Here is a 26,053-nt window from a genome sequence, read left to right as displayed (position 1 = left end):
AGCCGCTCCTACAGTAGAGCGCGAGTCCCTGTAGGAGCGGCTTTAGCCGCGAAGGGCCGGTGCTGGCCACATCAATTACTGTTGGGTGTAGATCTGGTCGAACACGCCACCGTCGTTGAAGTGGGTCTTCTGTACGGTACGCCAGTCACCAAAGGTCTTCTCCACCGACAGGAAGTCGACTTTCGGGAAGCGGTCGGTGTACTTGGCCAGCACGCTCGCATCACGCGGGCGCAGGTAGTTCTGCGCGGCGATTTCCTGGGCTGCTGGCGACCACAGGTACTTCAGGTACTCCTCGGCCACGGCCTGGGTGCCTTTCTTGGCCACCACCTTGTCGACCACGCTCACCGGTGGCTCGGCCTCGGCCGATACGCTCGGGTAGACCACTTCGAACTGGTCGCGGCCGAACTCGCGGGCGATCATCTCGGCCTCGTTCTCGAAGGTCACCAGCACGTCGCCGATCTGGTTGGTCATGAAGGTAGTGGTGGCGGCACGGCCACCGGTATCGAGCACCGGAGCCTGCTTGAACAGCTTGCCGACGAAATCACGGGCCTTGGTTTCGTCGCCGCCTTGCTTGAGCACGTAGCCCCATGCCGAGAGGTAGGTGTAGCGGCCGTTACCCGAGGTTTTCGGGTTGGGCACGATCACCTGCACGCCTTCCTTCAGCAAGTCAGGCCAGTCTTTGAGCGCCTTGGGGTTGCCCTTGCGTACGATGAACACGGTGGCCGAGGTGAACGGCGCGCTGTTGTTCGGCAGGCGGCTCACCCAATTGTCCGGCACCAGCTTGCCGTTGTCGGCCAGGGCATTGATGTCGGTGGCCATGTTCATGGTGATGACATCGGCTGGCAAGCCATCGATCACTGCACGCGCCTGCTTGCTCGAACCACCGAAGGACATCTGCACGTTGACCTTTTCGTTGTGCTCGGCTTCCCAGTGCTTCTGGAAGGCCGGGTTGTAGTCCTTGTAGAAGTCACGCATCACGTCGTAGGAAACGTTAAGCAGGGTCGGGGCAGCCTGGGCGAGGTTGCCGAGCGCAAGGCCCGCGGCGAGCAGCGAGGCGCTGAAGAGTTTTTTCACGATGCTTCCTTGTTCTTGAGGGGTATTGGGGCAGATTGCCAGCGACTATAGCGGGTGGCTTGAGGCGGGTTAAAGAACAAAAAACACTTTGGTTATGCCGCTGCCTGTGCCTGCCCTTTCGCGGGCACGCCCGCGAAAGGGCAGGCACAGGCAGCATCATTGCTTGGGAAACAGCCCATTCCCACACCGGGAGCAAAACGCCGCCCCATGTTCATGGGTCTTCTTGTGGCAAGTCGGGCAGTCATGCTGCAACTGCTCCCCGCGCATGGCGTTGGCCAGTTCGGCAGTAAAGATGCCCGTCGGCACGGCAATGATCGAATAACCCGTGATCATCACCAGCGACGACAGCACCTGCCCCAGCGGTGTCTTCGGCACGATGTCGCCAAAGCCCACGGTGGTGAGGGTGACGATGGCCCAGTAGATGCCCTTGGGGATGCTGGTAAACCCATGCTCCGGCCCTTCGATTACGTACATCAGGGTGCCGAACACGGTTACCAGAGTTGAAACTGTGACGAGGAACACGATGATCTTCTGCTTGCTGCCGCGCAGTGCCTCCATCAGGTAGTGCGCCTGCTTGAGGTAAGGGCTGAGCTTGAGCACGCGGAAGATCCGCAGCATCCGGATTACCCGGATGATCAGCAGGTACTGGGCGTCGCTGTAGTACAACGCGATGACCCCCGGCACGATCGCCAGCAGGTCGACCAGGCCATAGAAACTGAAGGCATAGCGCAAGGGCTTGGGCGAGCAATACAGGCGGGTGAGGTATTCGGCCAGGAAAATTGCGGTGAAGCCCCATTCGATGGCGGCCAGCAGGCCAGCGTAGCCCTGGTGGACTTCGTCGATGCTGTCGAGGATTACGGTGACCAGGCTGGCCAGGATGATCAGCAGGAGGATCTTGTCAAAGCGTCTTCCAGCCACGGTGTCGGTCTGGAAGACGATGACGTAGAGCTGCTCGCGCAGGCTCGCAGGGTTGTTCATGGGCTCGTTCCACGGTTGCGATGGGCTGAGCCTAGGGGCTGCCCTTCAGCTGTGCAAGCGGCTGGCGTTTCGCTGCCGAGGCTGGGCCAGGTGGCTACCCAGATGCATCAGCCAGCAAGCGGCGACGAAGGGCGCAGTCAGTCCAGATACCGGCAACATCTTGAACAGAGGTTGCAGCATCAGGGCCAGCGCAATTGCCAGCATAGTCACCCAAGGCTTTTCACCTTGGCGGCTGAATGCCAGCGCCGCCAGCGCAGCATTGAAACCGCACAATCCCAGCCATGCGGCTTGCGCCTGGTCGGCGAGCAACGCCACGCCGCCGCCAATGGCTGAGCCGAGCACGGCCCACATCGCCCCATAGGGGTTGGCAATGAACATCCCCACAATGATCAGCAACCCGGCCAGCGGCTGGTCGAGCAAAAAGATCTGCCCCACACCGCGCGCCAGGGCATACGCAGGTTCAGCCTCGACGAAGCCACTGGGTGCAGGGCTGGCAAATAGCAGTGCAACCCAGCCGAGCAGCACGAACGGTGCGGTATAGGCGACCAGCAGCTTGCCGCCGCGCTTGCGCCACTGGTGGGTGATGATGCTCGAGAGGCCACCCGCAGCGATGATCAGCGGCGGCAGAATGACCGACCAGGGCAGCAAGGCGCTGATCAGGATGCCGATCAGCACGCCGTTGTAGCAATACAGCCCGGCCTGGCGGTCGGCACGGTCGTAGCCGCGGCGCTGGGCAGTCAGCAGGCCAGAAAGGGCGCCGAGCAGGGCGCCGCCGACCAGGTCGGGCGCGGTCAGCAGGATGGCCAGCAGGCAGCACAGGCCGCACAGGGGGTTGCGCAGCAGCAGCACCTGGCTGAAGCCGTTGAGCAGCGCCGTGGCCCAGTCGGGGCACGGGTTGACGAAATTTTTGGTGTACATCGGGGCAGTCGACAAGGTTGATGGGGGAGCGGTGGGCCTCTTTGGGCCTCGGTTTTCCGCCGTTACAGGGCGCGGCACCCCCCCTGTGGGAGCGGGCTTGCCTGCGAAGAGGTCAGCAGGTGCAACGGCGTTGCCTGAGCTGACGCATTCGCGGGCAAGCCCGCTCCCACAGGAGAGGGGGAGATCCTTAGACCAAGGTCTCGATGCGCAAGGTATTTGTCGAGCCCGGCTTGCCGAAAGGCACACCCGCGGTGATCAGCAGCGTGTCGCCACGGCTGGCCATGCCTTGTGCCTGGGCAATCTCCAGCGCGGTGGAAACCACCTCGTCGACCTGGCGCAGGCGGTCGTTTACCACCGAGTGCACACCCCAAGCCACGCTCAGGCGTCGAGCGGTGGCCAGGTTAGGCGTCAGGTTGAGGATCGGCGCCCGTGGCCGCTCGCGGGCGGCACGCAAGGTCGAGGCGCCCGACTCGCTGTAGTTGACCAGCACCGCCACCGGCAGGATGCCGCTGATGCGGCGGATTGCGCAGCTGATGGCGTCCGACACGGTCGCCTCGGCCTTCGGCCGGCCGACGTCGAGCTGGGCCTGGTAGTCCGGGCCGTTTTCCACCTGGCGGATGATCTTGCTCATCATCTGCACAGCTTCCAGCGGGTAGTCACCCGAGGCGGTTTCCGCCGACAGCATCACCGCATCGGCGCCTTCGGCCACGGCGTTGGCCACGTCGGTGACTTCGGCACGGGTCGGCGCTGGCGAGAAACGCATCGATTCGAGCATCTGCGTGGCCACCACCACCGGTTTGCCCAGCTGGCGGCAGGTGCCGATGATGCGCTTCTGGATCTGCGGCACGCTTTCGGCTGGTACTTCCACGCCCAGGTCGCCACGGGCCACCATGATCGCATCCGCAAGTTCCGCGATGGCTTGCAGCTGTTCGACCGCCGAAGGCTTTTCGATCTTGGCCATCAGGTAGGCGCGGTCGCCGATCAGCTGGCGCGCCTCGACGATGTCTTCAGGGCGTTGCACGAACGACAGGGCCACCCAGTCCACACCCAGTTCCAGGCCGAATGCCAGGTCGCGGCGGTCCTTTTCGGTGAGCGGGGAGAGGTCCAGCACCGCTTGCGGCACGTTGACGCCCTTGCGGTCGGAGAGCTCGCCACCGTTCAGCACTTCGGTATCGATGGCGTCACTGTGCTTGGCGGTCACCCGCAGGCGCAGCTTGCCGTCGTCGAGCAGCAGGTCCATGCCTGGCTCCAGCGCAGCGATGATTTCCGGATGCGGCAGGTTGACCCGGCGGCTGTCGCCTGGAGCCTTGTCCAGGTCCAGGCGCAGGGCCTGGCCGCGTTGCAGCTGGACCTTGCCATCAGCGAAGCGGCCGACGCGTAGCTTAGGCCCTTGCAGGTCCATGAGGATGCCCAGCGGGTAATTCAGCTGCTGCTCGACGTCGCGGATCCACTGATAGCGCAGGGCGTGGTCGGCGTGCTCGCCGTGGCTGAAGTTGAGGCGGAAGATGTTCACCCCTGCTTCGACCAGCTGGCGGATGTCGTCGATGCCTTTGATCGCAGGGCCGAGGGTGGCGAGGATCTTTACTTTTTTATCAGGCGTCATGATTGGGCAGTCTCGAGGATCAGGATGGCGCGGAAGTCGTTGACGTTGGTGCGGGTCGGCTCGGTGACGATCAGCGCATCGAGCGCGGCAAAGTAGCCGTAGCCGTTGTTGTTGTCCAGCTCGTCACTGGCCGACAGGCCCAAGGCCTCGGCGCGGGCGTAGCTGCTTGGGGTCATGAATGCGCCGGCGTTTTCTTCCGAGCCGTCGATGCCGTCGGTGTCGCCAGCCAGGGCATACACGCCCGGCAGGCCCTTGAGGCTTTCGGTGAGGCTGAGCAGGAATTCGGCGTTGCGCCCGCCACGGCCATTGCCGCGCACGGTCACGGTGGTTTCGCCGCCGGAGAGGATCACGCAGGGCGCCTTCAGTGGCTGGCCGTGCTGGACGATCTGGCGGGTGATGCCGGCGTGCACCTTGGCCACTTCGCGCGATTCACCTTCAAGGTCACCCAGGATCAGGGGGCTGAAACCGGCCTGGCGGGCTTTGACCGCGGCGGCTTCGAGCGACTGCTGGGGCTTGGCGATCAGCTGGAAGTGGCTGCGGGCCAGCGCCGGGTCATCGGCCTTGACGGTTTCCGAGGCGGGGTTGTTGAGCCAGTCGATGACGGCTTTGGGCGCTTCGATGTTGTAACGCTTGAGGATCGCCAGGGCATCGGCCGAGGTGCTCGGGTCGGCCACGGTCGGGCCGGAGGCGATGACCGTGGCCAGGTCGCCAGGTACATCGGAAATCGCATAGGTGTAGACGGTGGCCGGCCAGCAGGCCTTGGCCAGGCGGCCGCCCTTGATCGCCGAGAGGTGCTTGCGCACGCAGTTCATCTCGCCGATGGTGGCGCCGGACTTGAGCAGCGCCTTGTTGATCTGTTGCTTGTCGGCCAGGGTCAGGCCTTCGGCTGGCAACGCCAGCAGGGCAGAACCACCGCCGGAAAGCAGGAAGATGACGCGGTCTTCTTCGTTGAGGTTGCTGACCCGTTCCAGCACGCGCTTGGCCACGGCCAGGCCGGCGGCGTCGGGGACCGGGTGAGCGGCTTCGACCACCTCGATCTTCTGGCAGTTGGCGCCATGGCCGTAGCGAGTGACAACCAGCCCGGAAACTTCGCCCTGCCAGCTCTTCTCGACCACTTCGGCCATGGCGGCTGCGGCTTTGCCTGCGCCGATGACGATGACCCGGCCGCTACGGTCGGCGGGCAGGTAGGGTTCGAGGACTTGGCTTGGGTGGGCGGCGGCGATGGCTGTGTCGAACAGGTCGCGGAGAATTTTTTGCGGATCGACCGACATGGCAGGCTCCCATTTATTGTTGTTCTGCAGAATCAAAAACGCCCCTGGAACTGCCTCCGTGCAGGCCGAACCAGGGGCGGGTGTTGCTCGGTGTCACCCGCTGAACCTGTGGTCGCAGGTTCAGCGGTGTCGGCTTCATCGCGGATGAATCCGCTCCTACAAGGGGTAACGTGCAGGCGCGGATTTATCCGCGAAGGGCCGGTACAGTCTTACTTGTCGTCGCGGATCGAGAAGTTGGCCATGTGCTCCAGGCCTTTGATCAGCGCCGAGTGGTCCCAGTTGCCGCCGCCCAGGGCCTGGCAGGTGTTGAACACTTGCTGGGCGTTGGAGGTGTTGGGCAGGTTGATGCCCAGTTCCTTGGCGCCTTGCAGGGCCAGGTTGAGGTCCTTCTGGTGCAGGTTGATGCGGAAACCTGGGTCGAAGGTGCCTTTGATCATGCGCTCGGCGTGCACTTCGAGGATCTTCGACGAAGCGAAGCCACCCATCAGGGCTTCGCGTACCTTGGCCGGGTCGGCGCCGTTCTTGGCGGCGAACAGCAGGGCTTCGGCAACGGCCTGGATGTTCAGGGCAACGATGATCTGGTTGGCCACCTTGGCGGTCTGGCCATCGCCGTTACCACCGACGCGGGTGATGTTCTTGCCCATGGCTTCGAACAGCGGCAGGGTGCGCTCGAAGGCTTTCGGGCAGCCACCGACCATGATGCTCAGGGTCGCGGCCTTGGCACCGACTTCACCACCGGACACCGGGGCGTCCAGGTAGGCAGCGCCAGTGGCCTTGATCTTCTCGGCGAAGGCCTTGGTGGCGGTAGGGGAGATCGAGCTCATGTCGATCACCACCTTGTTCGGGCCGACACCTTCAGCCACGCCGTTCTCACCGAACAGGACACTTTCGACCTGCGGGGTGTCCGGGACCATGACGATGATGAACTCGGCTTCCTGGGCCACTTCTTTCGGGTTGGCCAGGGCCACCGCGCCAGCGGCGATCAGGTCAGCCGGGGCGGCGTCGTGGTGGGTGGAAACGAAGATGCTGTGACCTGCTTTCTGCAGGTTCTGAGCCATGGGCTTGCCCATGATGCCGGTGCCGAGGAATCCGATTTTAGCCATGAGAAATTACCTCTTTTGTATTTGTTGAATCTCGATTGAGCAAGCGCTGCAGGCCCCTTGTGGGAGCGGGTTCACCCGCGAAGCAGACACTGCGGTGGATGGCACCGGCTTCGCCGGTGTTCGCGGGTGAACCCGCTCCCACAGTGTCGGGTGTTTCACAGAGGCTGATGCTAGGCCTTCAGATCGCGTTATGGGTTTTCAGCCAGCCCAGGCCTGCTTCGGTGGTGGTCAGCGGCTTGTACTCCGCGCCCACCCAGCCTTGGTAGCCGATGCGGTCCAGGTGCTCGAACAGGAAGCGGTAGTTGATCTCGCCGGTGCCTGGTTCGTTGCGGCCTGGGTTGTCGGCCAACTGAATGTGGTTGATCAGTTTCAGGTTGGCTTCCATGGTGCGCGCCAGGTCACCTTCCATGATCTGCATGTGGTAGATGTCGTACTGCAGGAACAGGTTGTCGCTGCCGACTTCGGCCTGGATTTCCAGGGCCTGCTTTGTGGTGTTCAGGTAGAAGCCCGGGATGTCGCGGGTGTTGATCATTTCCATGACCAGGCGGATCCCGGCGGCCTTGAGCTTGTCAGCGGCGTAGCGCAGGTTTTCGACGAAGGTCTTGCGCACGGTGGCGCAGTCCGGGCCTTGTGGGCGAATGCCGGCCAGGGCGTTGACCTGGGTGTTGCCCAGCACCTTGGCGTATTCGATGGCCTTGTCGACACCAGCGCGGAATTCCTCGACGCGGTCAGGGTGGCAGGTGATGCCACGCTCACCTTTTGCCCAGTCGCCCGCCGGCAGGTTGAACAGCACCTGGGTCAGGCCGTTGGCGTCCAGCTGCTGCTTGATTTCGGCAGCGCTGAAGTCGTACGGGAAGAGGTATTCGACGCCGCTGAAACCAGCGTCGGCGGCAGCCTTGAAGCGGGCCAGGAAGTCCTGTTCGGTGAACAGCATGGACAGGTTGGCAGCGAAGCGAGGCATGAGTTGTCTCCTTGCGATGAAGGCCCCCAGGGCATGCCTGGGGGCGTCAGGCGATCAGTCCAGCAGCGAGATGGCGGTTGGCGCGTCGTTGCCGACCAGAGCCAGGTCTTCGAACTCGTTGACCGCGTTGATCTCGGTGCCCATGGAAATGTTGGTCACACGCTCGAGGATCACTTCGACCACGACCGGCACGCGGAACTCTTCGGCCATCTTCTGCGCCTTGAGCAGGGCAGGGGCGATTTCTGCCGGCTCGAACACACGGATGGCCTTGCAGCCCAGGCCTTCGACCACGGCGACGTGGTCGACACCGTAGGTGGCGGCGTCGGTCGAGTTGATGTTCTCGAACGCCAGTTGTACACAGTAATCCATGTCGAAGCCACGCTGTGCCTGACGGATCAGACCCAGGTAGGCGTTGTTCACCAGCACGTGGACGTACGGCAGGTTGAACTGCGCGCCGACAGCCAGCTCTTCGATCATGAACTGGAAGTCGTAGTCACCGGACAGCGCAACGACCTTGCGTTTCGGGTCGGCCTTGACCACGCCGAGGGCGGCAGGGATGGTCCAGCCCAGCGGGCCGGCCTGGCCGCAGTTGATCCAGTGGCGTGGCTTGTACACGTGCAGGAACTGCGCGCCAGCGATCTGCGACAGGCCGATGGTGCTGACGTAGGTGGTGTCCTTGCCGAATACCTGGTTCATCTCTTCGTATACGCGCTGCGGCTTGACCGGCACGTTGTCGAAGTGGGTCTTGCGCTGCAGGGTGGCCTTGCGCTCCTGGCAGTCTTGCAGCCAGGCCTTGCGGCACTTCAGCTTGCCTGCGGCTTTCCACTCGCGGGCCACTTCGAGGAACACGTCCAGTGCCTTGCCAGCGTCGGACACGATACCCAGGTCCGGGGTGAACACGCGGCCGATCTGGGTCGGTTCGATGTCCACGTGCACGAATTTGCGGCCTTCGGTGTAAACGTCGACGGAACCGGTGTGGCGGTTGGCCCAGCGGTTACCGATACCGAACACCAGGTCGGATTTGAGCAGGGTGGCGTTGCCGTAGCGGTGCGAGGTCTGCAGGCCGACCATGCCGACCATCAGTTCGTGGTCGTCAGGGATGGTGCCCCAGCCCATCAGGGTCGGGATTACCGGCACGCCAGTCAGCTCGGCGAACTCGACCAGCTTGTCGCTGGCGTCGGCGTTGATGATGCCGCCACCGGCTACCAGCAGTGGGCGCTCGGCGTCATTGAGCAGGGCCAAGGCTTTTTCAGCCTGTACGCGGGTAGCGGACGGCTTGTTGACCGGCAGCGGCTCGTAGGCATCGATGTCGAATTCGATTTCGGCCATCTGCACGTCGAACGGCAGGTCGATCAACACAGGGCCTGGGCGGCCGGTGCGCATTTCATAGAAGGCTTTCTGGAAGGCGTACGGCACCTGGCCTGGCTCCAGAACGGTGGTCGCCCACTTGGTCACCGGCTTGACGATGCTGGTGATGTCGACAGCCTGGAAGTCTTCCTTGTGCAGGCGAGCACGCGGCGCCTGGCCGGTGATGCAGAGGATCGGGATGGAGTCGGCCGAGGCGCTGTACAGGCCGGTGACCATGTCGGTGCCGGCTGGGCCGGAGGTGCCGATGCACACGCCGATGTTGCCTGGGTTGGCACGGGTGTAGCCCTCGGCCATGTGCGAGGCGCCTTCGACGTGACGAGCGAGGACGTGATCGATGCCACCGACTTTTTTCAGGGCCGAGTACAACGGGTTGATGGCAGCCCCCGGGATGCCGAACGCGGTATCTACACCTTCACGGCGCATGACCAGAACGGCTGCATCGATTGCTCTCATTTTGCTCATGGTTTGTGCCTCATCGATTTTGTAATTGTATACAACTTGCTTTGTGCCAAAGTGTATTCATGGCTGGCCGCTCAGGTCAACGGGTTTTCGTCGGCTTGCGTCGCTTTCGTTCGAGCGCCCGTGAAAACAGCGGTTTGCAGTCTCGCATACGATCGTTTCAATTTATTGTATACAAAAATACATTCAGTTGTGTTCTATTGGCTTATCGGTTTTTCACCTGCCCTCAGGGCTTCTCACAACAAGAAGAGGACCTTTCCATGAACGCTTTGAACCTGAAAGTCGCTGTTAGCCTGGTGAACGCCGCGCTGGCGGCGGGCCGCAAGATCAATGCAGCGCCACTGACCGTGGCCGTGCTTGATGCCGGTGGGCACCTGCTGGCCTTGCAGCGCGAGGACGGTGCCAGCCTGATTCGCCCGGAAGTGGCTACCGGCAAGGCCTGGGGGGCGATTGCCCTGGGCAAGGGCTCGCGTTTGCTGGCGCTCGATGCGCAGCAGCGGCCAGCGTTTTTCGCGGCGTTGAACGGGCTGGGCGAACGGCCGGTGGTGCCGGCGCCGGGTGGTGTGCTGATTCGTGATCAGGACGGCAAGGTGCTGGGTGCGGTAGGGATCAGCGGCGATACGTCGGATATCGACGAACAGTGCGCGATCAGTGCGATCGAAGAGGTGGGGTTGAAGGCGGATGCGGGTGTAGCGGCCTAAACCGATGTAGCCTGTTCCGGCCTATTCGCGGGTAAACCCGCTCCCACAGGGATTCCACAAGCTTCAGGCCTGTGGTGGTCCTGTGGGAGCGGGTTCACCCGCGAAGAAGCCTCCGCTGATTGTCAGGCCGCCTCGGGCTCGCAGCCTTTCAGCACCATGCGGATGATGGTGTCGGCCGCAGCATCGTAGTCGCTGTCGGCCAGCTTGGCCTTGCCGGTCACTGCCGAGATCTGCCAGTCGAAATCGGCATAGGTCTGGGTCGCTGCCCAGATGCTGAACATCAGGTGGTGGGCATCGACATGGGCGATCTGCCCGCGGTCGATCCAGCGCTGGATGCACTCGATGTTGTGCCGGGCCTGCTCGTTCAACTGCTCCACCTGGCTTGGCGACAGGTGCGGTGCGCCATGCATGATTTCGCTGGCGAACACCTTCGAGGCATGCGGCAGGTCACGCGAGATGCGGATTTTCGAGCGGATGTACGAACTCAACACTTCTTTCGGGTCACCGTCGGCATTGAACGGCGTCGAAGCCTGCATGATCGGCGCGATGATGCTTTCCAGGACCTCACGGTAGAGGTTGTCCTTGGATTTGAAGTAGTAATACACGTTCGGCTTGGGCAGGCCGGCCTTGGCGGCGATGTCGCTGGTCTTGGTGGCGGCGAAGCCCTTGTCGGCGAATTCTTCACTGGCTGCGCGCAGGATCAGCTCCTTGTTGCGCTCGCGAATGGTGCTCATGGTCAGGGATCTTCCTCGTGTCTGGCCACCTCAAAGAGGGATCGGGCATGGTAGCACCGCGCCCGACGGGCGCTCAAGGCAGCGCCTTTGGGCTAGACTCCGCCACATTCACTCATTTGGATACCCGCAAACATGGCAGGAAGCAGTCTATTGGTACTGATCGACGACATCGCCACGGTGCTCGACGATGTTTCGGTGATGACCAAGGTCGCGGCAAAGAAGACCGCCGGCGTGCTTGGCGACGACCTGGCACTGAATGCGCAGCAGGTCACCGGTGTGCGCGCCGAGCGCGAGATCCCGGTGGTGTGGGCGGTGGCCAAGGGCTCGCTGGTGAACAAGGCGATCCTGGTGCCAGCGGCGCTGTTGATCAGCGCATTCATCCCCTGGGCAGTGACGCCGCTGCTGATGCTCGGTGGCGCCTACCTGTGCTTCGAAGGCTTCGAGAAGCTGGCGCACAAGTTCCTGCATAGCAAGGAAGAGGACGAACGCCAGCACGAGGCGCGCAAGGAAGCGGTGGCCGATGCCAATGTCGACCTGGTGGCGTTCGAGAAAGCCAAGATCAAGGGCGCGGTGCGTACCGACTTCATCCTGTCCGCTGAAATCATCGCCATTACCCTGGGCATTGTCGCCGACTCGCCGCTGACGCAGCAGATCATCGTGCTGTCGGGCATTGCGGTGGTCATGACCATCGGTGTGTATGGGCTGGTGGGCGGTATCGTCAAACTCGACGACCTGGGGCTGTGGATGACCCAGAAGTCTTCAAGCCTGGCCCGTGCGGTCGGCAACGGCATCCTGCGTGCTGCGCCCTACATGATGAAGAGCCTGTCGGTGATCGGCACTGCAGCGATGTTCCTGGTCGGTGGCGGGATCCTGGTACACGGGGTAGCGCCTCTGCATCATGCAGTCGAGGCGTTCAGCGAAGGGCGCGGAGGGGCGCTGACCAGCGGCCTGCTCAATGGCGTGGCCGGTGTGCTGGCCGGAGCCGTGGTGCTGGCGGTGGTGGCGGTTGCGGGGAAACTGTGGCGCATGGTTCGCCCGGCCAGCTGAGGCGGTATGGCACCGGCGGAGCCGGTGCCATCCATCGTGATCAGTTTTCGGTCGTGACGCTCTGCTGCTCTGGCTTCCAGGCCAGCAAGCCCTGGCTGAAGCCGTAGGCGGCGCTCTGGTAGTAGGCGATTGCCCGGCGGATCAGCGGGTTGTCGCTGGTCACCGTGGTTTCGTGGCTCTTGCCCAGGGCATCCTCATGCACACGCATGCCGCCCCGCGGGCTGAGGATGGCCAGGTTGTTGCCGTCGAACAGCCCCAGGTGCTGGTAGTTGCCGATCACCACGCGTGGCGGCAGGTCGTCTTCCTTGAGCAGGTCGCGGCCGAAGAAGGTCGAGGTGTAGTCGAAGTTGAGCAGACCCAGCAGGGTCGGCGCCAGGTCGATCTGGCTGGCCAGCTTGGCGTCTTCGCGGGGCTCGATCATTTTCGGTGCGTAGATCCACAGCGGGATCTGGTAGTTGTTCACTGGCAGGTCTTCGACCCCGGCGCTACCGGCTGTGTGGTCAGCGACGAAGACGAACAGGGTGTTGTCGAACCACGGCTTGCCCTTGGCGTCCTTGAGGAACTGCGCGATGGCATGGTCGGTGTACTTCACCGCGCCTTCGCGGCCGTCGCCTGACGGGATGTCGATGCGGCCGTCCGGGTAGGTGTAGGGGCGGTGGTTCGAGGTGGTCATCAGCTGCAGGAAGAACGGCTTTTGCTGGGCGTAATTGGCATCGGCCAGCTTGAGGGTCTGCCGGTACAGGTCCTCGTCGGCCATGCCCCAGGCGTTCTTGAAGCTGATTTCGCTTTCATCGACGCTGCTCTGGTCGACGATGCGGTAACCGTTGCCGCTGAAGAAGGCATTCATGTTGTCGAAGTAACCGCGCCCGCCGTAGACGAACACAGCGTCGTAGCCTTTGGCGGTGAGTTGCTGGCCAAGGCTGGCGTAGCCGCTTTCGCGGCCGATGCGCTTGACGATGGAGCGGCCCGGGGTGGGCGGGATCGACAGGGTGATGGCTTCCAGGCCGCGGTCGGTGCGGGTACCGGTGGCGTAGAAATTGTTGAAGTACAGGCTTTCGCGGCGCAGGGCGTCGAGGTTCGGCGTGAGGTTGCGCGAATCGCCGTTGCTGCCCATGTACTTGGCGCTGAAGCTCTCGATGGTCACCAGGATGATGTTCGGTGTGCGCTGCTCACCGCTGGCGCTGATGTGGCGGCGGATGTCCTGGGGTTCCTGGCCCTGGAAGCGGGCATTGGGTTCGGCCAGTTCCTGGTGCATCTGCGCGCCGACTTCGCCGGCACCGAGGCTGGCGTAGAACTGGGTATAGTCCAGTTCGTTGTTGCGAAAGGCGGCAAAGAACTGGTACGGGCCGTTGCTGGCCAGTTCGCGCTGGTAGGCGTTGCCGCCCTGGCCGCGTGGGAACTGCTGATCGATCACCAGGATGTTCAGGCCGACCAGCACCGCCAGCAAGGCCAGCCCGGACAGGCGCTGGCGCAGGGTGGCGACAGGGCCGCTGAGGGCCTGGGCCAGTGGCTTGCGCAGCACCAGTGCGAGCAGGATCGCGGCCACCGCGATGCCGCTGAGCAGCGCCGGCAGCGGGTAGGACTCGCGGATGTTATCCAGCACTTCCTTGGAATAGACCAGGTAGTCGACGGCGATGAAGTTGAAGCGTACGCCGAATTCGTCCCAGAACAGCCACTCGGCCACGGCGACGAACAGCATCACGAACAGGCTGACCGCGAGCAAGCCACTGAGCAGCCAGCGGTGAGCACGTGAGCGCCACAATCTGCTCGGGCACAGCACCAGGTACACACCCAGTGGCAGGGCCATGTAGATAAGGAAGCTCAGGTCGTAGAGGGCACCGTCGAAGAAGATCGAGAAGTAATTGCCGCTGACCTCGTAGAGATGCGTCACCAGCAATATGAAGCGTGTCAGCAGGAAGATGCCGAACCAGGTTGAGCAGAGTAGCAGCAGATAGCGCCATGGCGCGGCGAGGGGAGTGCGCATCAAGTTGGCCTGTTTTCTTTATTGGTTGTGCGAGGGCCACGAGTCTAGTCGAATGATGCAAAAAAAATGTCAAAATTTCGCGCTGCGCGCGATTGAGGTGGCTTTATAGTCGTAATGTGCTTTTTCAGATTCTATCGGGAGGGGAATTTCACATGTTCGGTGTACTGACTTACGACGCCTACCACCTCGCGCTGTACCTCTTGACGGCGTTGGCGTGGGGGGCTTTGGGCTTTGGCTTCCTGCTGCGCGGCACCGACGCTCAGGCCCTTTACAAATGCTGTGCGATGTTCGGCCTGGCATTGACAATCAATGCGGTCGTGCTGGTGCTGGATATTTTTCGAGTCATTCCGCACCACGAAGTGGAGTTGATATTGCTGGTGTTTGGCATGTTGGTGCCGGTGAGTGTGTACTTGACTTTTAAGGCAGCTTTCATGGTGGGTAAGTTAAATCTTAAAAAGCTGTAAGTTTAAACTTACAAGTCATGTCGATGACGGCGCCGTCATATAACGGCGCTGTCACGTTTCAGCCGATCAGAAGTGCACTTTCACCAGGAAACTCATGGTGTTCTGGTCGGTGGTGAAGGCATCGCTGTCCTTGATGCCGTACTTGTTCTTCCAGTAGTCGTACTCGACACCCACATACAACTGCTTTTCGCCCAGGTGCAGCGCCTTGCCCAGGTCGTATTTGATCTGCGGGTTGAAGTGCAGGTTGGCGTGGTAGGTGCCGTGACGGTTCTCGTCGTTGTCGACCACCCAATCCATGAAGCCGTCGATCAGCACGTCGGAGTCGCCGACCGGGATGGTGTAGGACCAGACCGGGGTGATCTGCCAGACGTTGTCGCCGGCGCGGCTGCCGTCGGTGGTGCGGTTATAGAAGTTCAACTGGAAGTAGTCGAAGCCCGGGATGTTCAGGTCGAAGCCTGGGCCGATCAGGTACGACTCGGTGTCACCCTCGCCAAACTCGTAGGTCATGGCCAGCAGCACGTCCTTGACCGGGCCGAACTCGACTTTCTGGTCGAAGATCTTGTTGAACGACAGGCGCGGGCTGATCTCGCCGTAGTAGGTGTTCGGGCCGTTGCCGGCGTCCTTCTGGCCCTGGTAGAAGATTTTGTCGACGAAGATGAAGTTGTCGCCGTACTTCCAGCCATCGGCGTGCTCGAAGGTGACCGTCTGCTGGATCGCCGGGTTGACCTTGAAGTTCTTGCCCCACAGGTAGGTCAGGCTGTTGTTCTGCCACTGCAGCAGGTCGCCAGCGAACGTGGTGCCGCAGGCCAGCAGGCCGCCCGCGAGAATCAGGCTATTGATGGTACGCATTGCGAGTGTCGCTCCCTTGATTGATCTGTTGTCAGCGCTCGGTACAGGCGCTTTTGTTGTCTTTTGAGTCAGCTTTTTTCGATTGGCCACAGTTGTTTGGCAAGAGCTGCGCCAACTTTTCGGGGTTAGCTGCTACCTTCCTGCTCGACTCGTTCTGAACGGATGAAAATGGGTGTTTCAGGCTGGCAACACGTTGGCCAACCGCCCGAATTCATTGACTGAGCGGTCAGTAAACGCAGGCAGAATCCTTCCTGCCCTGATCGAGGGGGCGCGCAGATTACTGGCTTGCGCGCCGCGCCTCAAGTGCTCCGTCCTGGAGCACAGTGATTCAAACCTGGGCGTTTGATCAGGTTTTCAGAAATGTACCTTGATCAGCGCGCTGGCGACACTCTGATTGCTCTCCAGGTTGCCGCGGCTGTCGATGCCGTACTTGTCTTTCCAGTAGCTGTATTCGAAGCCGACATAGAGCTGCTTGGCACCGAGGTTCAGGGCCTTGCCCAGGTCGTACTTGACCTGTGGGTTGAAGTGCAGGTTGGCGTGGTAGGTGCCACGGCTGTTCTGGTCGTTGTCCGGGACCCAGTCCATGTAACCGTCGATCAGAATGTCGGATTTGCCCACAGGGATGGTGTAGGACCAGCCGGGGGTGATCTGCCAGACGTCGTCACCGGGGCGGCCGCCTTCGGTCTGGCGCATGTAGAAGTTGAGGGTGAAGTAGTTGAAGCCGGGAATGTCCAGGTCGAAGCCGGGGCCGATCAGGTAGGCCTCGTTGTCGCCTTCGCCACGTTCGTAGGTCATCGCCAGCAGCACGTCCTTGACCGGGCCGAAGGCCAGCTTCTGGTCGAAGATCTTGCCGAACGACAGGCGCGGGCTGAATTCACCGTAGTAGGTGGTCACCCCTTTGCCGGGGTCGGGCTTGCCGTTGTAGAAGATCTTGTCGACGAACAGGAAGGTGTCGCCGTACTTCCATTTGTTGGCGTGCTCGAAGGTGATGGTCTGCTGGATGTCGGGGTTGACCTTGAAATCCTTGCCGTACAAGTAGGTCAGGCTTTCGCCATGCCACAGCAGCCAATCGCCTGCATGGGCGGGGAGGGTGGCCAGCAGGCTGCTGCCCAGCAGCAGGGACGAGGTGATGCGCTTCATGTTGTGATTCCCGGACTTATTGTTTTTGTTGGCGGTTTTTTCGGCGCGCAGGCGCCCCGAGCGGCCCATTCCGGCGGGTCGACGGTAAAGCGGTTACTGCGGAATATGAGCAGGGGCGGCAAACTGCGCCGCCCCGCCTGGGGCTCAATGCTGGTGGCAGGCGTCGTTATGCACGGCGCGCTCGGCACCACCGAGGATGTTGAACAGCACGTTGAGCACCAGGGCACTGACCGTGGCCATGGCGATCCCGCTGTGGGTGATGGGCTCCATCCACTGCGGCATCTGCGCGAAGAACTCCGGCTTGACCACAGGGATCAGGCCAAAGCCGACGCTCACCGCCACCAGCAACTGGTTGCGGCGGTCGCCAATGTCGGCTTCCTGGAGGATCTTGATTCCGGTGGCGGTGACCATGCCGAACATGGCAATGGACGCGCCGCCCAGTACTGCGGGCGGGATCGAGGCGATCAGGAAGGCCGCCTTTGGCAGCAGGCTGAGCACGATCAGCAGTGCACCCGCCGTTACCGTGACGTAACGGCAACGCACGCCAGTCATCTGCACCAGGCCGATGTTCTGGGCGAACGAGGAGTGGGTGAAGGTGTTGAAGAAACCGGCGATGAACGACGCACCGGCATCGCACAACAGGCCGCGACGCAGCATTCCTGGTGTCACTTCACGGTCTGTCACCTTGCCCAGGGCGAGGAACATGCCCGTGGACTCGACGAAGATGATCACCACCACCAGGCACATCGACAGGATCGGCGCCAGGCTGAAGGTCGGCATGCCGAAGTGCAGTGGGGTGACCACTTGCAGCCACGGTGTGTCGCTCAGGCCCGTCAGGTCGACCATGCCGATGGAGCCGGCCAGGATGTAGCCCAGGCCCATGCCCACCAGGACCGAAACGTTGACCCAGAAGCCGCGCATGAAGCGGTTGATCAACAGGATGACTGCCAGCACCAGGCCAGCCACCATCAGGTAGATCGGCGAACCGAAAGTCGTTGCGTCCTGGCCGCCACCGGCCCAGTTGACTGCCACCGGGAACAGCGACAGGCCAATCGAGGTGATCACCGTGCCGGTGACCAGTGGAGGGAAGAAACGTACGACCTTGGACATGAACGGCGCGATCAGCATACCGAAGAACCCGGCAGCGATGGTTGCGCCGAAGATCCCCTGCAGGCCTACGCCCGGCATGCCGGCCATGGCCACCATGCTGCCGACGGCAGCGAAGCTGGCACCCATCATCACTGGCATGCGGATCCCGACCGGGCCGATACCGAACGACTGGATGATGGTGGCGACACCGGCGACCAGCAGGTCGGCGTTGATCAGGAAAGCGACTTCTTCACGGGACAAACCCGCGGCCTGGCCGATGATCAGAGGGACGGCAATCGCACCCCCGTACATCAGCAGTACGTGTTGCAGGCCTACCAGGATCAGTTGGAACAGGGGCAGAGGCTGTCGCGGCGGCGCAACTGGAATGTACGCCTTGCGTGACTCGGACATGCAGCACCTCGAGTTTTGTTTTTATTCTCGGATCCAAGCGCCCGTCGCATACGGCAGGCCCGTTGGAGGCAGCCTGGGGTTCCCGCATGCAGTCGAACGCTCGATGCTTGCTTGTTGCATGAATCTGTAAAGGGCGAGGCCGGGGGTACCGGCCTCTTCGCGGCGCAAGGCCGCCCCCGCCAGGGCGCGCGGACGCCCAGGCAGGAGAGGGTGGATCAGTTGACCTGAGCGCCTTTGGCGATCCAGTCACCGACGAGCTTGCGCTCTTCGGCGGTCATCTGGGTGATGTTGCCCAGTGGCATGATCTGGCTGGCGACCGCTTGCGCTTGAATGCGCGCGGCCTGGGCCTGGATCTGCTGCGGGGTGTCGAACATCACGCCGGCAGGTGCTGCGCTGAACAGTGGGCTGGTCGGTTTCGACGAGTGGCACACGCTGCAGCGTTCCTGGATGACTTTGTGGATCTTGTCGAAGTCGCCACCGGCAGCCTGTGCGGTCGCCTGGGCCGGAGCTTCGGCTGGTGCGGCTGGCGCTTCGGCGGCCTTGGCGGCTTCCTCGGCTCGCAGCTCGGCAGCGGTCTTGCCACCTACGGCGGTGGCCGGCAGCGGCTGGTACTCAACCTTCGCCGCGGCCTGCTCAGGGCTGACTGCCATCGGCTTTGGACCTGTGACATAGGCCAGGCAGATCATCGCCAGGGCGCCGACCGGCAGGGTCCAGGCGTACTTGTTGCTGTCGTGGCGGGTGTTGAAGTAGTGGCGGATCAGAACCGCGGCTACTGCGATACCCGCCAGGATCAGCCAGTTGTACTGGCTACCGTAGGTGCTCGGGAAGTGGTTGCTGATCATGATGAACAGCACCGGCAGGGTGAAGTAGTTGTTGTGACGCGAGCGCAGCAGGCCCTTGGCCGGCAGTACCGGGTCCGGAGTCTGGTTGTTCTCGATCGCCGCCACCAGCTGGCGCTGGGCCGGCATGATGATGCGGAACACGTTACCGACCATGATGGTGCCGATGATCGCGCCGGTGTGCAGGTACGCACCACGGCCGCTGAACACCAGGCTGAAGCCGAAGCAGGCAGCGATGATCAGGACGAACAGCACGGCGCCGAGCAGGGCAGGGTGCTTGCCCAGCGGCGAGTCGCACAGGAAGTCGTAGATGAACCAGCCGGCAACCAGCGAACCGATACCGATGGCCACGCCTTCGGCACCGCTCAGGGTGCTGCCGGGTGCCAGCAGGTACAGGCTCGGGTTCCAGTAGAACACCACGCACAGCAGGGCGATACCGGACATCCAGGTGAAGTAGGCTTCCCATTTGAACCAGTGCAGGTTCTCGGGCATTTTCGGGGGTGCGAGCTTGTATTTCTCCAGGTGGTAGATACCACCGCCGTGAATCGCCCAGAGATCACCCGACAACCCATCGCGCGGGTTGCTTCGGTTCAGGTGGTTCTCCAGCCAGACGAAGTAGAACGATGCACCGATCCAGGCGACACCGGTGATCATGTGAACCCAGCGAATGCTCAGGTTCAGCCATTCGTGAAGGTGTGCTTCCACAGTATGTACCTCTGCCAGTCACCGAGAAGGATGACTGACCTTTTCTTATTGGTGGGGATTGAGGATCAGCATCTGTTCCTCGGTGAAGTAATGCTCATCGCAGTTGTTGCCAGAACCACTGCGATCAACCACCAGGAAATCATCCCGCTTTTCGATCGTCAGCACCGGGTGGTGCCACACGCCGCGATGGTAATTAACGCCCTGCCTGCCATTACTGCGGAAGGCACGGACCAAGCCTGATACAGGTGCATCGCCAACCGGCGCGACCACGATCAGAAAGGGGTTGCCGAGCAGCGGAATGAAAGCCTGGCTGCCCAGCGGATGGCGTTCCAGCATGCGCACGGTCAACGGCATGTCCTGCGCGTCGGCGCGGAAGATGCTGATGATCGCCTTGTCTTCAGGCTCGGCGGTCTCGACCGTGGCGAGCTTGTGAAAGCGCATGGTCGAGCCGTTGTTGATCATGAAGTGGTCGCTGCCGTCGGTTTCGATCACGTCTCCGAAGGGGGCGAAGGCTTCTTTGGTCAGGGGCTCGATCATCAGGGTGCGCATGCGGTTATCTCTTCTATTGTTCGTTTTTCTAAAATAGGGTTCGGCTGTCGCTTACAGTTGCAGCAGGCGGAACAGGGCGATCAGGTTGATCTGCGCCAGGGCTTCCTTGAACTCGGTATCGGCGTCGTTGTGGATGCGCTTTTCAAAGGAAGCGAGGATCTGGTGCCGGTTGCTGCCCTTCACCGCCATGATGAACGGGAACTGGAACTTGGCCTTGTAGGCGTCGTTCAGCTCGGTGAAGCGGGCGAACTCTTCGGCGGTGCACTGGTGGATACCGGCGCCGGCCTGTTCGTTGGTGCTCGATTCGGTCAGCTCGCCCTGGATGGCGGCTTTGCCGGCCAAGTCCGGGTGAGCGTTGATCAGCGCCAGTTGGGAGGCAGGGTTGGCGCTGAGCAGGATGTCGCTCATGCGCTGGTGCAGCGCCTCGATCTCGTCCAGTTCACCCAGCTGGCCCAGGTCGTAGGCTTTTTCGGCGACCCACGGCGAGTGCTCGTAGATGTCGGCGAAAACCTTGACGAAGGCGTCACGGTCCAGGGTGGAGGGCTTGAGGGTCTTGAAGGCGGTCATCAGGCGTTCTCTTTCTTGTACGGGTGGGTGGCGTGCCAGTGGCGGGCGATGTCCACGCGACGGGCGAACCAGACCTGGTCGTGGCTCTTGGCGTAATCGACGAAGCGCTTCAGCGCAGCCAGGCGCGCCGGGCGGCCGACCAGGCGGCAGTGCAGGCCGATAGAAAGCATCTTCGGTGCTTCGGCACCTTCGGCGTACAGCACGTCGAAGGCGTCTTTCAGGTACTGGAAGAACTGCTCGCCGCAGTTGAAGCCCTGTACCTGGGTGAAACGCATGTCGTTGGTGTCCAGGGTGTAAGGGATCACCAGGTGCGGCTTGCCGGTCGGGTTGTTCGGCTCCCAGTAGGGCAGGTCGTCGTCGTAGGTGTCGCTGTCATACAGGAAGCCACCTTCCTCCATGACCAGGCGGCGGGTGTTCGGGCCGGTGCGGCCGGTGTACCAGCCCAGCGGGCGTTCGCCGGTGAGTTCGGTGAGGATGCGGATGGCTTCGAGCATGTGCTCGCGCTCCTGGGCCTCGTCCATGTTCTGGTAGTCGATCCAGCGGTAGCCGTGGCTGCAGATCTCGTGGCCGGCTTCGGCCATGGCGCGGATCACGTCGGGGTGGCGCTGGGCGGCCATGGCCACGGCGAAGATGGTCAGGGGGACGCCGCTGTCCTTGAACAGCTTGAGCAGGCGCCACACACCGGCACGGCTGCCGTATTCGTACAGCGATTCCATGCTCATGTTGCGCGCACCCTGCAGCGGCTGGGCGGCTACCATTTCGGACAGGAAGGCTTCGGACTCTTTGTCACCGTGCAGGATGTTGCGTTCGCCGCCTTCCTCGTAGTTGAGGACGAAAGACAGCGCGATGCGAGCGTTGCCCGGCCATTGCGGGTGAGGAGGGTTGTTGCCGTAACCGATCAGGTCGCGAGGGTAGTCAGCGCTCACTGCAGTCTTCCTTCTTGTGCGTTTGTGCGGGGGTGGGCGGGCCGCGTCGGGATGTCGCACCACCGGATGGGCTGATTGTATACAACTTCTGAAATCTTTTGTAAGCCTGTTTTTCCGCATTTCTTCCCTTTTGTCGCATGAGAATGCAGTGCAAGAAACCTGCCTGATTGGTCAGTTAATGACGTCAGGCTTTGCACAGCGCCTGTATTTGCGACTGATGGCCGGTTTATCGGGGCTACGACGGAAGGGATTAAAAAATTGTGTACAATCTGGCGATGAAATGTCTTAATGGCGTCATTCCCGCACATCGCAGGCCCCATGCCGGGGCGTTGGCTGTGTATTTTTTGCCCATAGATTGAACAAGAGGCGACAAGCAGATGGGACGTTTGACCACACACGTACTGGATGCCGCGCATGGCTGCCCAGGCAGCTCGATCAAGGTCGAGCTGTACCGCGTCGAAGGCCAGCAGCTGGAGCTGGTGAACACCGCCCTGACCAACAGCGATGGCCGCGTCGACGCGCCGCTGCTGCAGGGTGACGACTACCGCAGTGGCGTTTACCAGTTGCAGTTCAGCGCTGGCGACTACTACCGCGCCCGCGGCGTGCAACTGCCGGCCCAGGCGTTTCTGGATGTTGTTGTGCTGCGCTTTGGCATCGACGAGCAGCAGGAGCACTACCACGTGCCGCTGCTGATCTCGCCGTACAGCTATTCGACCTATCGTGGAAGCTAGTTGGTCGCTAGAAGAATCTTCGTAGGTCCTTTGGCCCGCTCTCACACTGGCGGGCTTTTTTTCGTCTGGTGTTTATTCGCTTGCAGGTGGAGTCATCAGCGCGACTGACATTTTTGTCAGTAGTCGCCCGTGGGCTCATTCTGCATGATCGGGTTTCCTGTGGCACTTTGAGGCCTTATCAGATGAGCACCAGAAATGTGTATTCGCCCCATGGCGTTCGAAGCACCGCTACGGCACCTAGCGGGGTAGTAGGCTTCAATGGTGAGTTTTTTCATGCTGCACTGGGATGTTATGCACTCGGAAATGGGCACCGGGTATACAACCCCCGTTTGATGCGATTCATCAGCCCAGATGCGTTGAGCCCGTTTCTCAAAGGCGGTATCAACGCTTATGCCTACTGCCTGAATGACCCTGTCAACGGGCGGGATCCCAGTGGCAAGGTCCCTTTTTTAAAGAGTGCAGTTCAAGTTTTTGGTCGTTTTGCTACTCAGGCAGCCAGTCGTTTCAAATCGCTTACCCAGGATGGAGGGCCTACGAACAATCAATACTGGAATATGCGTGAAGAGATGAGCTACGCGAGACAGCATGTAAAAAAAAGCAAGACTTTATACCGTGTCATCAGCAGTAGAAACGGCTTCGAGCAACTGGAACCAGGGTTAAACCATAAATTTGTATTCACGAATGAAAAAAGGCTTGTCGTGTTCAGCAGCAAGGATGACGCGACGATGCCTAGTCACGGTAGTCTCGCTGAATACTCGGGGCAGGGATTTGGTACGAAGGGGCTGGGTGAGAAAGCGATCAGCGCAGGGTATATTGTCATCGGTGACAATGGTCAAATTTCGCTCAATCACTACTCTGGTCACTTTCAGCCCAGATTCGAGGATCTGTACCCCGTACAGGAATACGCGAAGGGACTCGGAGTTGAAGTAGCGCTCATACGTATTGGCTTATACGATTCGCCCTGAGAGGCAGTTGGTAGCGCATTGTTCGTTTTACGCATTTTGCCTGCGAAGTCAGCGGTATTTACAAAGGGCGCGAGGCGCCCTTTGTTGTTGCGAGGGGTTATAGGAAGACAAATTTAGCAATGAAGATCGCGCACAGTACCCACAGGCTGGCCGAGATTTCCTTGTACTTACCGGTACCCGCCTTCAGCGCCACATAGCTGATAAAGCCCAAGGCAATACCGTCAGCGACCGAGAATGTCAGCGGCATCATGATCACTGTGACGATCGCCGGAATGCTGTCGGTGGCTTCGTCCCAATGAATGTGCGCCATGCTGCCCATCATCAGCATCGCCACATAGATCAGGGCACCGGCAGTTGCGTAAGCCGGGATCATTCCAGCCAATGGCGCGAAAAACATCGCGGCGATGAACAGAATGCCGACTACCACGGCCGTCAGGCCCGTGCGTCCGCCAGCTGCGACACCCGCGGCACTTTCCACATAGCTGGTCACTGGTGGCACGCCAACAACTGCACCGAACACGCTAGAAGCACTGTCAGCCTTCAACGCCTTCGACAGGTTCTCGATGCGCCCATCCGGCGCCACCAGGTTGGCCCGCTGCGCCACGCCCATCAGCGTGCCTGCGGTGTCGAACATGTGCACGAACAGGAACGCCAGCACCACGCTGATCATGCTGACATTGAATACGCCGGCCACGTCCATTGCCATCCAGGTCGGTGCCAGGCTTGGCGGCATCGACATCACCCCGCCGAACTTCACCAGCCCCAGGCCCCAGCCCGCAAGGGTGACGCCAATGATGCTGATCAGGATTGCGCCGAACACCCGCTTGTAGCTGAGGATGGCGATCAGCAGGAAGCACACCGCCGCCAGCAGCGGCCCCGGCTCATGCAGCGAACCCAGCTTGATCAGGGTGGCGGGGCTGTCGACGATGATGCCTGCTGTCTTCAGGCCGATCAGCCCGAGAAACAATCCGACGCCGGCCCCCATGGCATGGCGCAGGCTCACCGGGATGCTGTTCAGCAGCCATTCGCGCACTTTCGATAATGTCAGGAACATGAACAGCACGCCCGAGACGAACACCGCCCCCAGCGCCGTTTCCCAGTTGTAGCCCATGGTGCCGACCACGGTGTAGGTAAAGAAGGCATTCAGCCCCATGCCCGGCGCCAGGCCCACCGGCCAGTTGGCATACAGGCCCATCAGCAGGCAGCCCAGCGCGGCGGCAATGCAGGTGGCGACGAAAGCGGCACCATGGTCGATGCCGGCGTCGGCCATGATGTTTGGGTTGACGAAGATGATGTAAGCCATGGTGATGAAGGTGGTCACCCCGGCGATCAGTTCGGTTCTGACAGTGCTGCCGTGTTGCTTGAGTTTGAAAATCCGCTCCAGCCAACTCGTTTCGAGCGGCGGCGCGAGATCCAGCGTAGGTGCTTCGGATTTGCGGCTTTCCACAGCGAGTACTCCTCAAGTCTTTCTTGTTGTTGTTGGAGCCAGGGTCCTGAGCAATGCACTTGGTGGCTCCACGAGGGAAGGCAGACGTCTGACGCGCTTTGTTGACTCACGAGTCAAGAAGTTGCTGGGTGGATTATGCTTTTGTGTACAAAGAATGCAAATAATGTTTTATCTTTTGTGTGCGCAATGCGTCGTACAACGGCTATATAGGTAAAACGCCCCCTGCGGAATCGCCTCAGCCTGTGTACAATGGCGCCATACTTTCTCTTCGTGCCTCGAGAGCCCATGAACGAACAGCTGCAACCTCTGAAAAAACCTGCGCGCACTGGCAAGGCCGGCCGCAGTGGTACCCAGGACGACATCGTCTACGCGCATATTTTCGAGGCGATCCTCGAGCAGCGATTGGCGCCGGGCACCAAGTTGAGCGAGGAAGCGCTGGGCGAGATCTTTGGCGTCAGCCGCACCATCATCCGCCGCGCCCTGTCGCGGCTGGCCCACGAAAGCGTGGTGCTGCTGCGGCCTAACCGCGGTGCCGTGGTGGCCAGCCCGACGGTGGAAGAGGCGCGGCAGGTGTTCTTTTCGCGGCGCATGGTCGAACGGGCCATCACCGAGCTGGCCGTGCAGCACGCCTCCCTGGAGCAGCTCAACGAACTGCGTCAGATGGTGCGCGAGGAGCGCGACAGCTTCTCCCGTGGCGACCGCGGCGCCGGTATCCGCCTTTCCGGCGAGTTCCACCTGAAGCTCGCTGAAGCCGCAGGCAACGCACCGCTGGTCAGCTTCCAGCGCAGCCTGGTATCGCAGACTTCGCTGATCATCGCCCAGTACGAGAGCGGCACCCGTTCGCATTGCTCCTATGACGAGCACATGCAGTTGATCGATGCCATCGAGGCGCGCGATGCGGAGCAGGCCGTGAGCCTGATGATGCACCACATGGACCACATCGACAGCAAGCTGAACCTGGACGACGAGAGTGCCTCGGACGACCTGCACGCCGTGTTCTCGCACTTGCTGAAAAAGCCCAAGGCTTCCGCCAAGGGTTGATCGTTTGCCTGGATTCATGGGCTCGCATTCCCTGTGGGAGCGACTTTAGTCGCGAACACCGGCTTCGCCGGTGCCATCCACCGCGTCGTCTTCTTCGCGGGTGAACCCGCTCCCACAGGGATCGCGTAG

24 protein-coding genes are annotated in these 26,053 nt (G+C 61.5%); 6 read left to right on the top strand and 18 right to left on the bottom strand.

The features are described 5' to 3' along the window. Window positions 1-75: 75 nt before the first annotated feature. The 8 genes from APH27_RS22045 to gcl all read right to left on the bottom strand — a co-directional run bounded on the left by APH27_RS22045 (window position 76) and on the right by gcl (window position 9,738). Entirely contained in the window at window positions 76-1,074 is a 999-nt protein-coding gene (locus APH27_RS22045) for a sulfate ABC transporter substrate-binding protein (RefSeq protein ID WP_060485908.1), read from the bottom strand. Window positions 1,075-1,230: 156 nt separating this feature from the next. Beyond that, window positions 1,231-2,052: an ion transporter gene (locus tag APH27_RS22040; RefSeq protein ID WP_027921235.1), complete on the bottom strand. Its 822-nt coding sequence runs from the start codon at window positions 2,050-2,052 to the stop codon at window positions 1,231-1,233. A 45-nt stretch (window positions 2,053-2,097) separates the two neighbouring features. Continuing rightward, on the bottom strand, window positions 2,098-2,970 hold the full coding sequence (locus APH27_RS22035) for an urea transporter (protein ID WP_027921236.1): 873 nt from the start codon (window positions 2,968-2,970) through the stop codon (window positions 2,098-2,100). 187 nt (window positions 2,971-3,157) lie between these two features. Continuing rightward, a complete protein-coding gene (gene pyk / locus APH27_RS22030; protein ID WP_027921237.1) occupies window positions 3,158-4,573 on the bottom strand; it encodes a pyruvate kinase in 1,416 nt (471 codons plus the stop codon). Then, window positions 4,570-5,844 (bottom strand): glycerate kinase, encoded by a 1,275-nt coding sequence (locus APH27_RS22025; protein ID WP_027921238.1) that lies wholly within the window; start codon window positions 5,842-5,844, stop codon window positions 4,570-4,572. Before APH27_RS22025 ends, pyk begins: the two co-directional genes overlap by 4 nt. Before the next feature lie 209 nt (window positions 5,845-6,053). Then, entirely contained in the window at window positions 6,054-6,947 is an 894-nt protein-coding gene (locus tag APH27_RS22020; protein ID WP_008091658.1) for a 2-hydroxy-3-oxopropionate reductase, read from the bottom strand. A 178-nt stretch (window positions 6,948-7,125) separates the two neighbouring features. Further along, window positions 7,126-7,908 (bottom strand): hydroxypyruvate isomerase, encoded by a 783-nt coding sequence (gene hyi / locus APH27_RS22015; RefSeq protein ID WP_003259508.1) that lies wholly within the window; start codon window positions 7,906-7,908, stop codon window positions 7,126-7,128. 54 nt (window positions 7,909-7,962) lie between these two features. Then, a complete protein-coding gene (gene gcl / locus APH27_RS22010) occupies window positions 7,963-9,738 on the bottom strand; it encodes a glyoxylate carboligase (RefSeq protein ID WP_060485907.1) in 1,776 nt (591 codons plus the stop codon). 257 nt (window positions 9,739-9,995) lie between these two features. Between gcl and APH27_RS22005 the strand changes: the two genes are divergently transcribed. Beyond that, a complete protein-coding gene (locus APH27_RS22005; protein WP_008091653.1) occupies window positions 9,996-10,436 on the top strand; it encodes a heme-binding protein in 441 nt (146 codons plus the stop codon). 122 nt (window positions 10,437-10,558) lie between these two features. Here the strand turns inward: APH27_RS22005 and APH27_RS22000 are convergent, their stop codons facing one another. Continuing rightward, a complete protein-coding gene (locus APH27_RS22000; RefSeq protein ID WP_027921240.1) occupies window positions 10,559-11,170 on the bottom strand; it encodes a TetR/AcrR family transcriptional regulator in 612 nt (203 codons plus the stop codon). A gap of 132 nt (window positions 11,171-11,302) precedes the next feature. On the opposite strand from APH27_RS22000, the gene APH27_RS21995 reads away from it, so the two are divergent. Continuing rightward, window positions 11,303-12,217 carry a DUF808 domain-containing protein gene (locus tag APH27_RS21995; RefSeq protein ID WP_027921241.1) on the top strand — a complete coding sequence of 305 codons (915 nt, stop codon included), beginning with the start codon at window positions 11,303-11,305 and terminating at the stop codon, window positions 12,215-12,217. A gap of 40 nt (window positions 12,218-12,257) precedes the next feature. Here the strand turns inward: APH27_RS21995 and APH27_RS21990 are convergent, their stop codons facing one another. After that, window positions 12,258-14,201: an LTA synthase family protein gene (locus tag APH27_RS21990; RefSeq protein WP_060485906.1), complete on the bottom strand. Its 1,944-nt coding sequence runs from the start codon at window positions 14,199-14,201 to the stop codon at window positions 12,258-12,260. 152 nt (window positions 14,202-14,353) lie between these two features. Between APH27_RS21990 and APH27_RS21985 the strand changes: the two genes are divergently transcribed. Further along, window positions 14,354-14,665, top strand: a complete 312-nt coding sequence (locus APH27_RS21985; RefSeq protein ID WP_060485905.1) for a hypothetical protein — start codon at window positions 14,354-14,356, stop codon at window positions 14,663-14,665. Between the two features lie 66 nt (window positions 14,666-14,731). Here APH27_RS21985 and APH27_RS21980 read toward each other — a convergent pair whose 3' ends face one another. From APH27_RS21980 to puuE, 7 genes are all read right to left on the bottom strand, one after another. After that, entirely contained in the window at window positions 14,732-15,514 is a 783-nt protein-coding gene (locus tag APH27_RS21980) for an outer membrane protein OmpK (RefSeq protein WP_027921244.1), read from the bottom strand. A 354-nt stretch (window positions 15,515-15,868) separates the two neighbouring features. Next, window positions 15,869-16,654: an outer membrane protein OmpK gene (locus tag APH27_RS21975; protein ID WP_027921245.1), complete on the bottom strand. Its 786-nt coding sequence runs from the start codon at window positions 16,652-16,654 to the stop codon at window positions 15,869-15,871. Window positions 16,655-16,798: 144 nt separating this feature from the next. Then, complete coding sequence (locus APH27_RS21970) at window positions 16,799-18,154, bottom strand: nucleobase:cation symporter-2 family protein (RefSeq protein ID WP_027921246.1); 1,356 nt, start codon at window positions 18,152-18,154, stop codon at window positions 16,799-16,801. Window positions 18,155-18,369: 215 nt separating this feature from the next. Beyond that, the gene (locus APH27_RS21965; protein ID WP_027921247.1) at window positions 18,370-19,698 is read right to left on the bottom strand and encodes a urate hydroxylase PuuD; all 1,329 of its coding nucleotides are present in this window, start codon (window positions 19,696-19,698) and stop codon (window positions 18,370-18,372) included. A 45-nt stretch (window positions 19,699-19,743) separates the two neighbouring features. Further along, window positions 19,744-20,247, bottom strand: a complete 504-nt coding sequence (locus APH27_RS21960; RefSeq protein WP_027921248.1) for an ureidoglycolate lyase — start codon at window positions 20,245-20,247, stop codon at window positions 19,744-19,746. Between the two features lie 51 nt (window positions 20,248-20,298). Further along, window positions 20,299-20,814, bottom strand: coding sequence for a 2-oxo-4-hydroxy-4-carboxy-5-ureidoimidazoline decarboxylase (gene uraD, locus APH27_RS21955; RefSeq protein ID WP_027921249.1), 516 nt, complete (start codon window positions 20,812-20,814; stop codon window positions 20,299-20,301). Continuing rightward, entirely contained in the window at window positions 20,814-21,740 is a 927-nt protein-coding gene (puuE, locus tag APH27_RS21950; protein ID WP_060485904.1) for an allantoinase PuuE, read from the bottom strand. Before puuE ends, uraD begins: the two co-directional genes overlap by 1 nt. 377 nt (window positions 21,741-22,117) lie before the next feature. Between puuE and uraH the strand changes: the two genes are divergently transcribed. Beyond that, on the top strand, window positions 22,118-22,471 hold the full coding sequence (uraH, locus tag APH27_RS21945) for a hydroxyisourate hydrolase (RefSeq protein WP_016711727.1): 354 nt from the start codon (window positions 22,118-22,120) through the stop codon (window positions 22,469-22,471). Window positions 22,472-22,653: 182 nt separating this feature from the next. Then, window positions 22,654-23,436 (top strand): RHS repeat-associated core domain-containing protein, encoded by a 783-nt coding sequence (locus APH27_RS26190; protein ID WP_082435239.1) that lies wholly within the window; start codon window positions 22,654-22,656, stop codon window positions 23,434-23,436. A gap of 97 nt (window positions 23,437-23,533) precedes the next feature. Here APH27_RS26190 and APH27_RS21935 read toward each other — a convergent pair whose 3' ends face one another. Beyond that, a complete protein-coding gene (locus APH27_RS21935; protein WP_027921252.1) occupies window positions 23,534-24,883 on the bottom strand; it encodes an NCS2 family permease in 1,350 nt (449 codons plus the stop codon). Window positions 24,884-25,168: 285 nt separating this feature from the next. On the opposite strand from APH27_RS21935, the gene APH27_RS21930 reads away from it, so the two are divergent. Continuing rightward, window positions 25,169-25,924 carry a GntR family transcriptional regulator gene (locus APH27_RS21930; protein ID WP_027921253.1) on the top strand — a complete coding sequence of 252 codons (756 nt, stop codon included), beginning with the start codon at window positions 25,169-25,171 and terminating at the stop codon, window positions 25,922-25,924. Window positions 25,925-26,053: the final 129 nt, after the last annotated feature.

This window comes from Pseudomonas sp. NBRC 111123 (assembly GCF_001320205.1).
Taxonomy (GTDB): domain Bacteria; phylum Pseudomonadota; class Gammaproteobacteria; order Pseudomonadales; family Pseudomonadaceae; genus Aquipseudomonas; species Aquipseudomonas putida_J.
The sequence above is the reverse complement of the archived record's forward strand: the minus strand, read 5'-3'. Positions and strand labels throughout refer to the sequence as shown.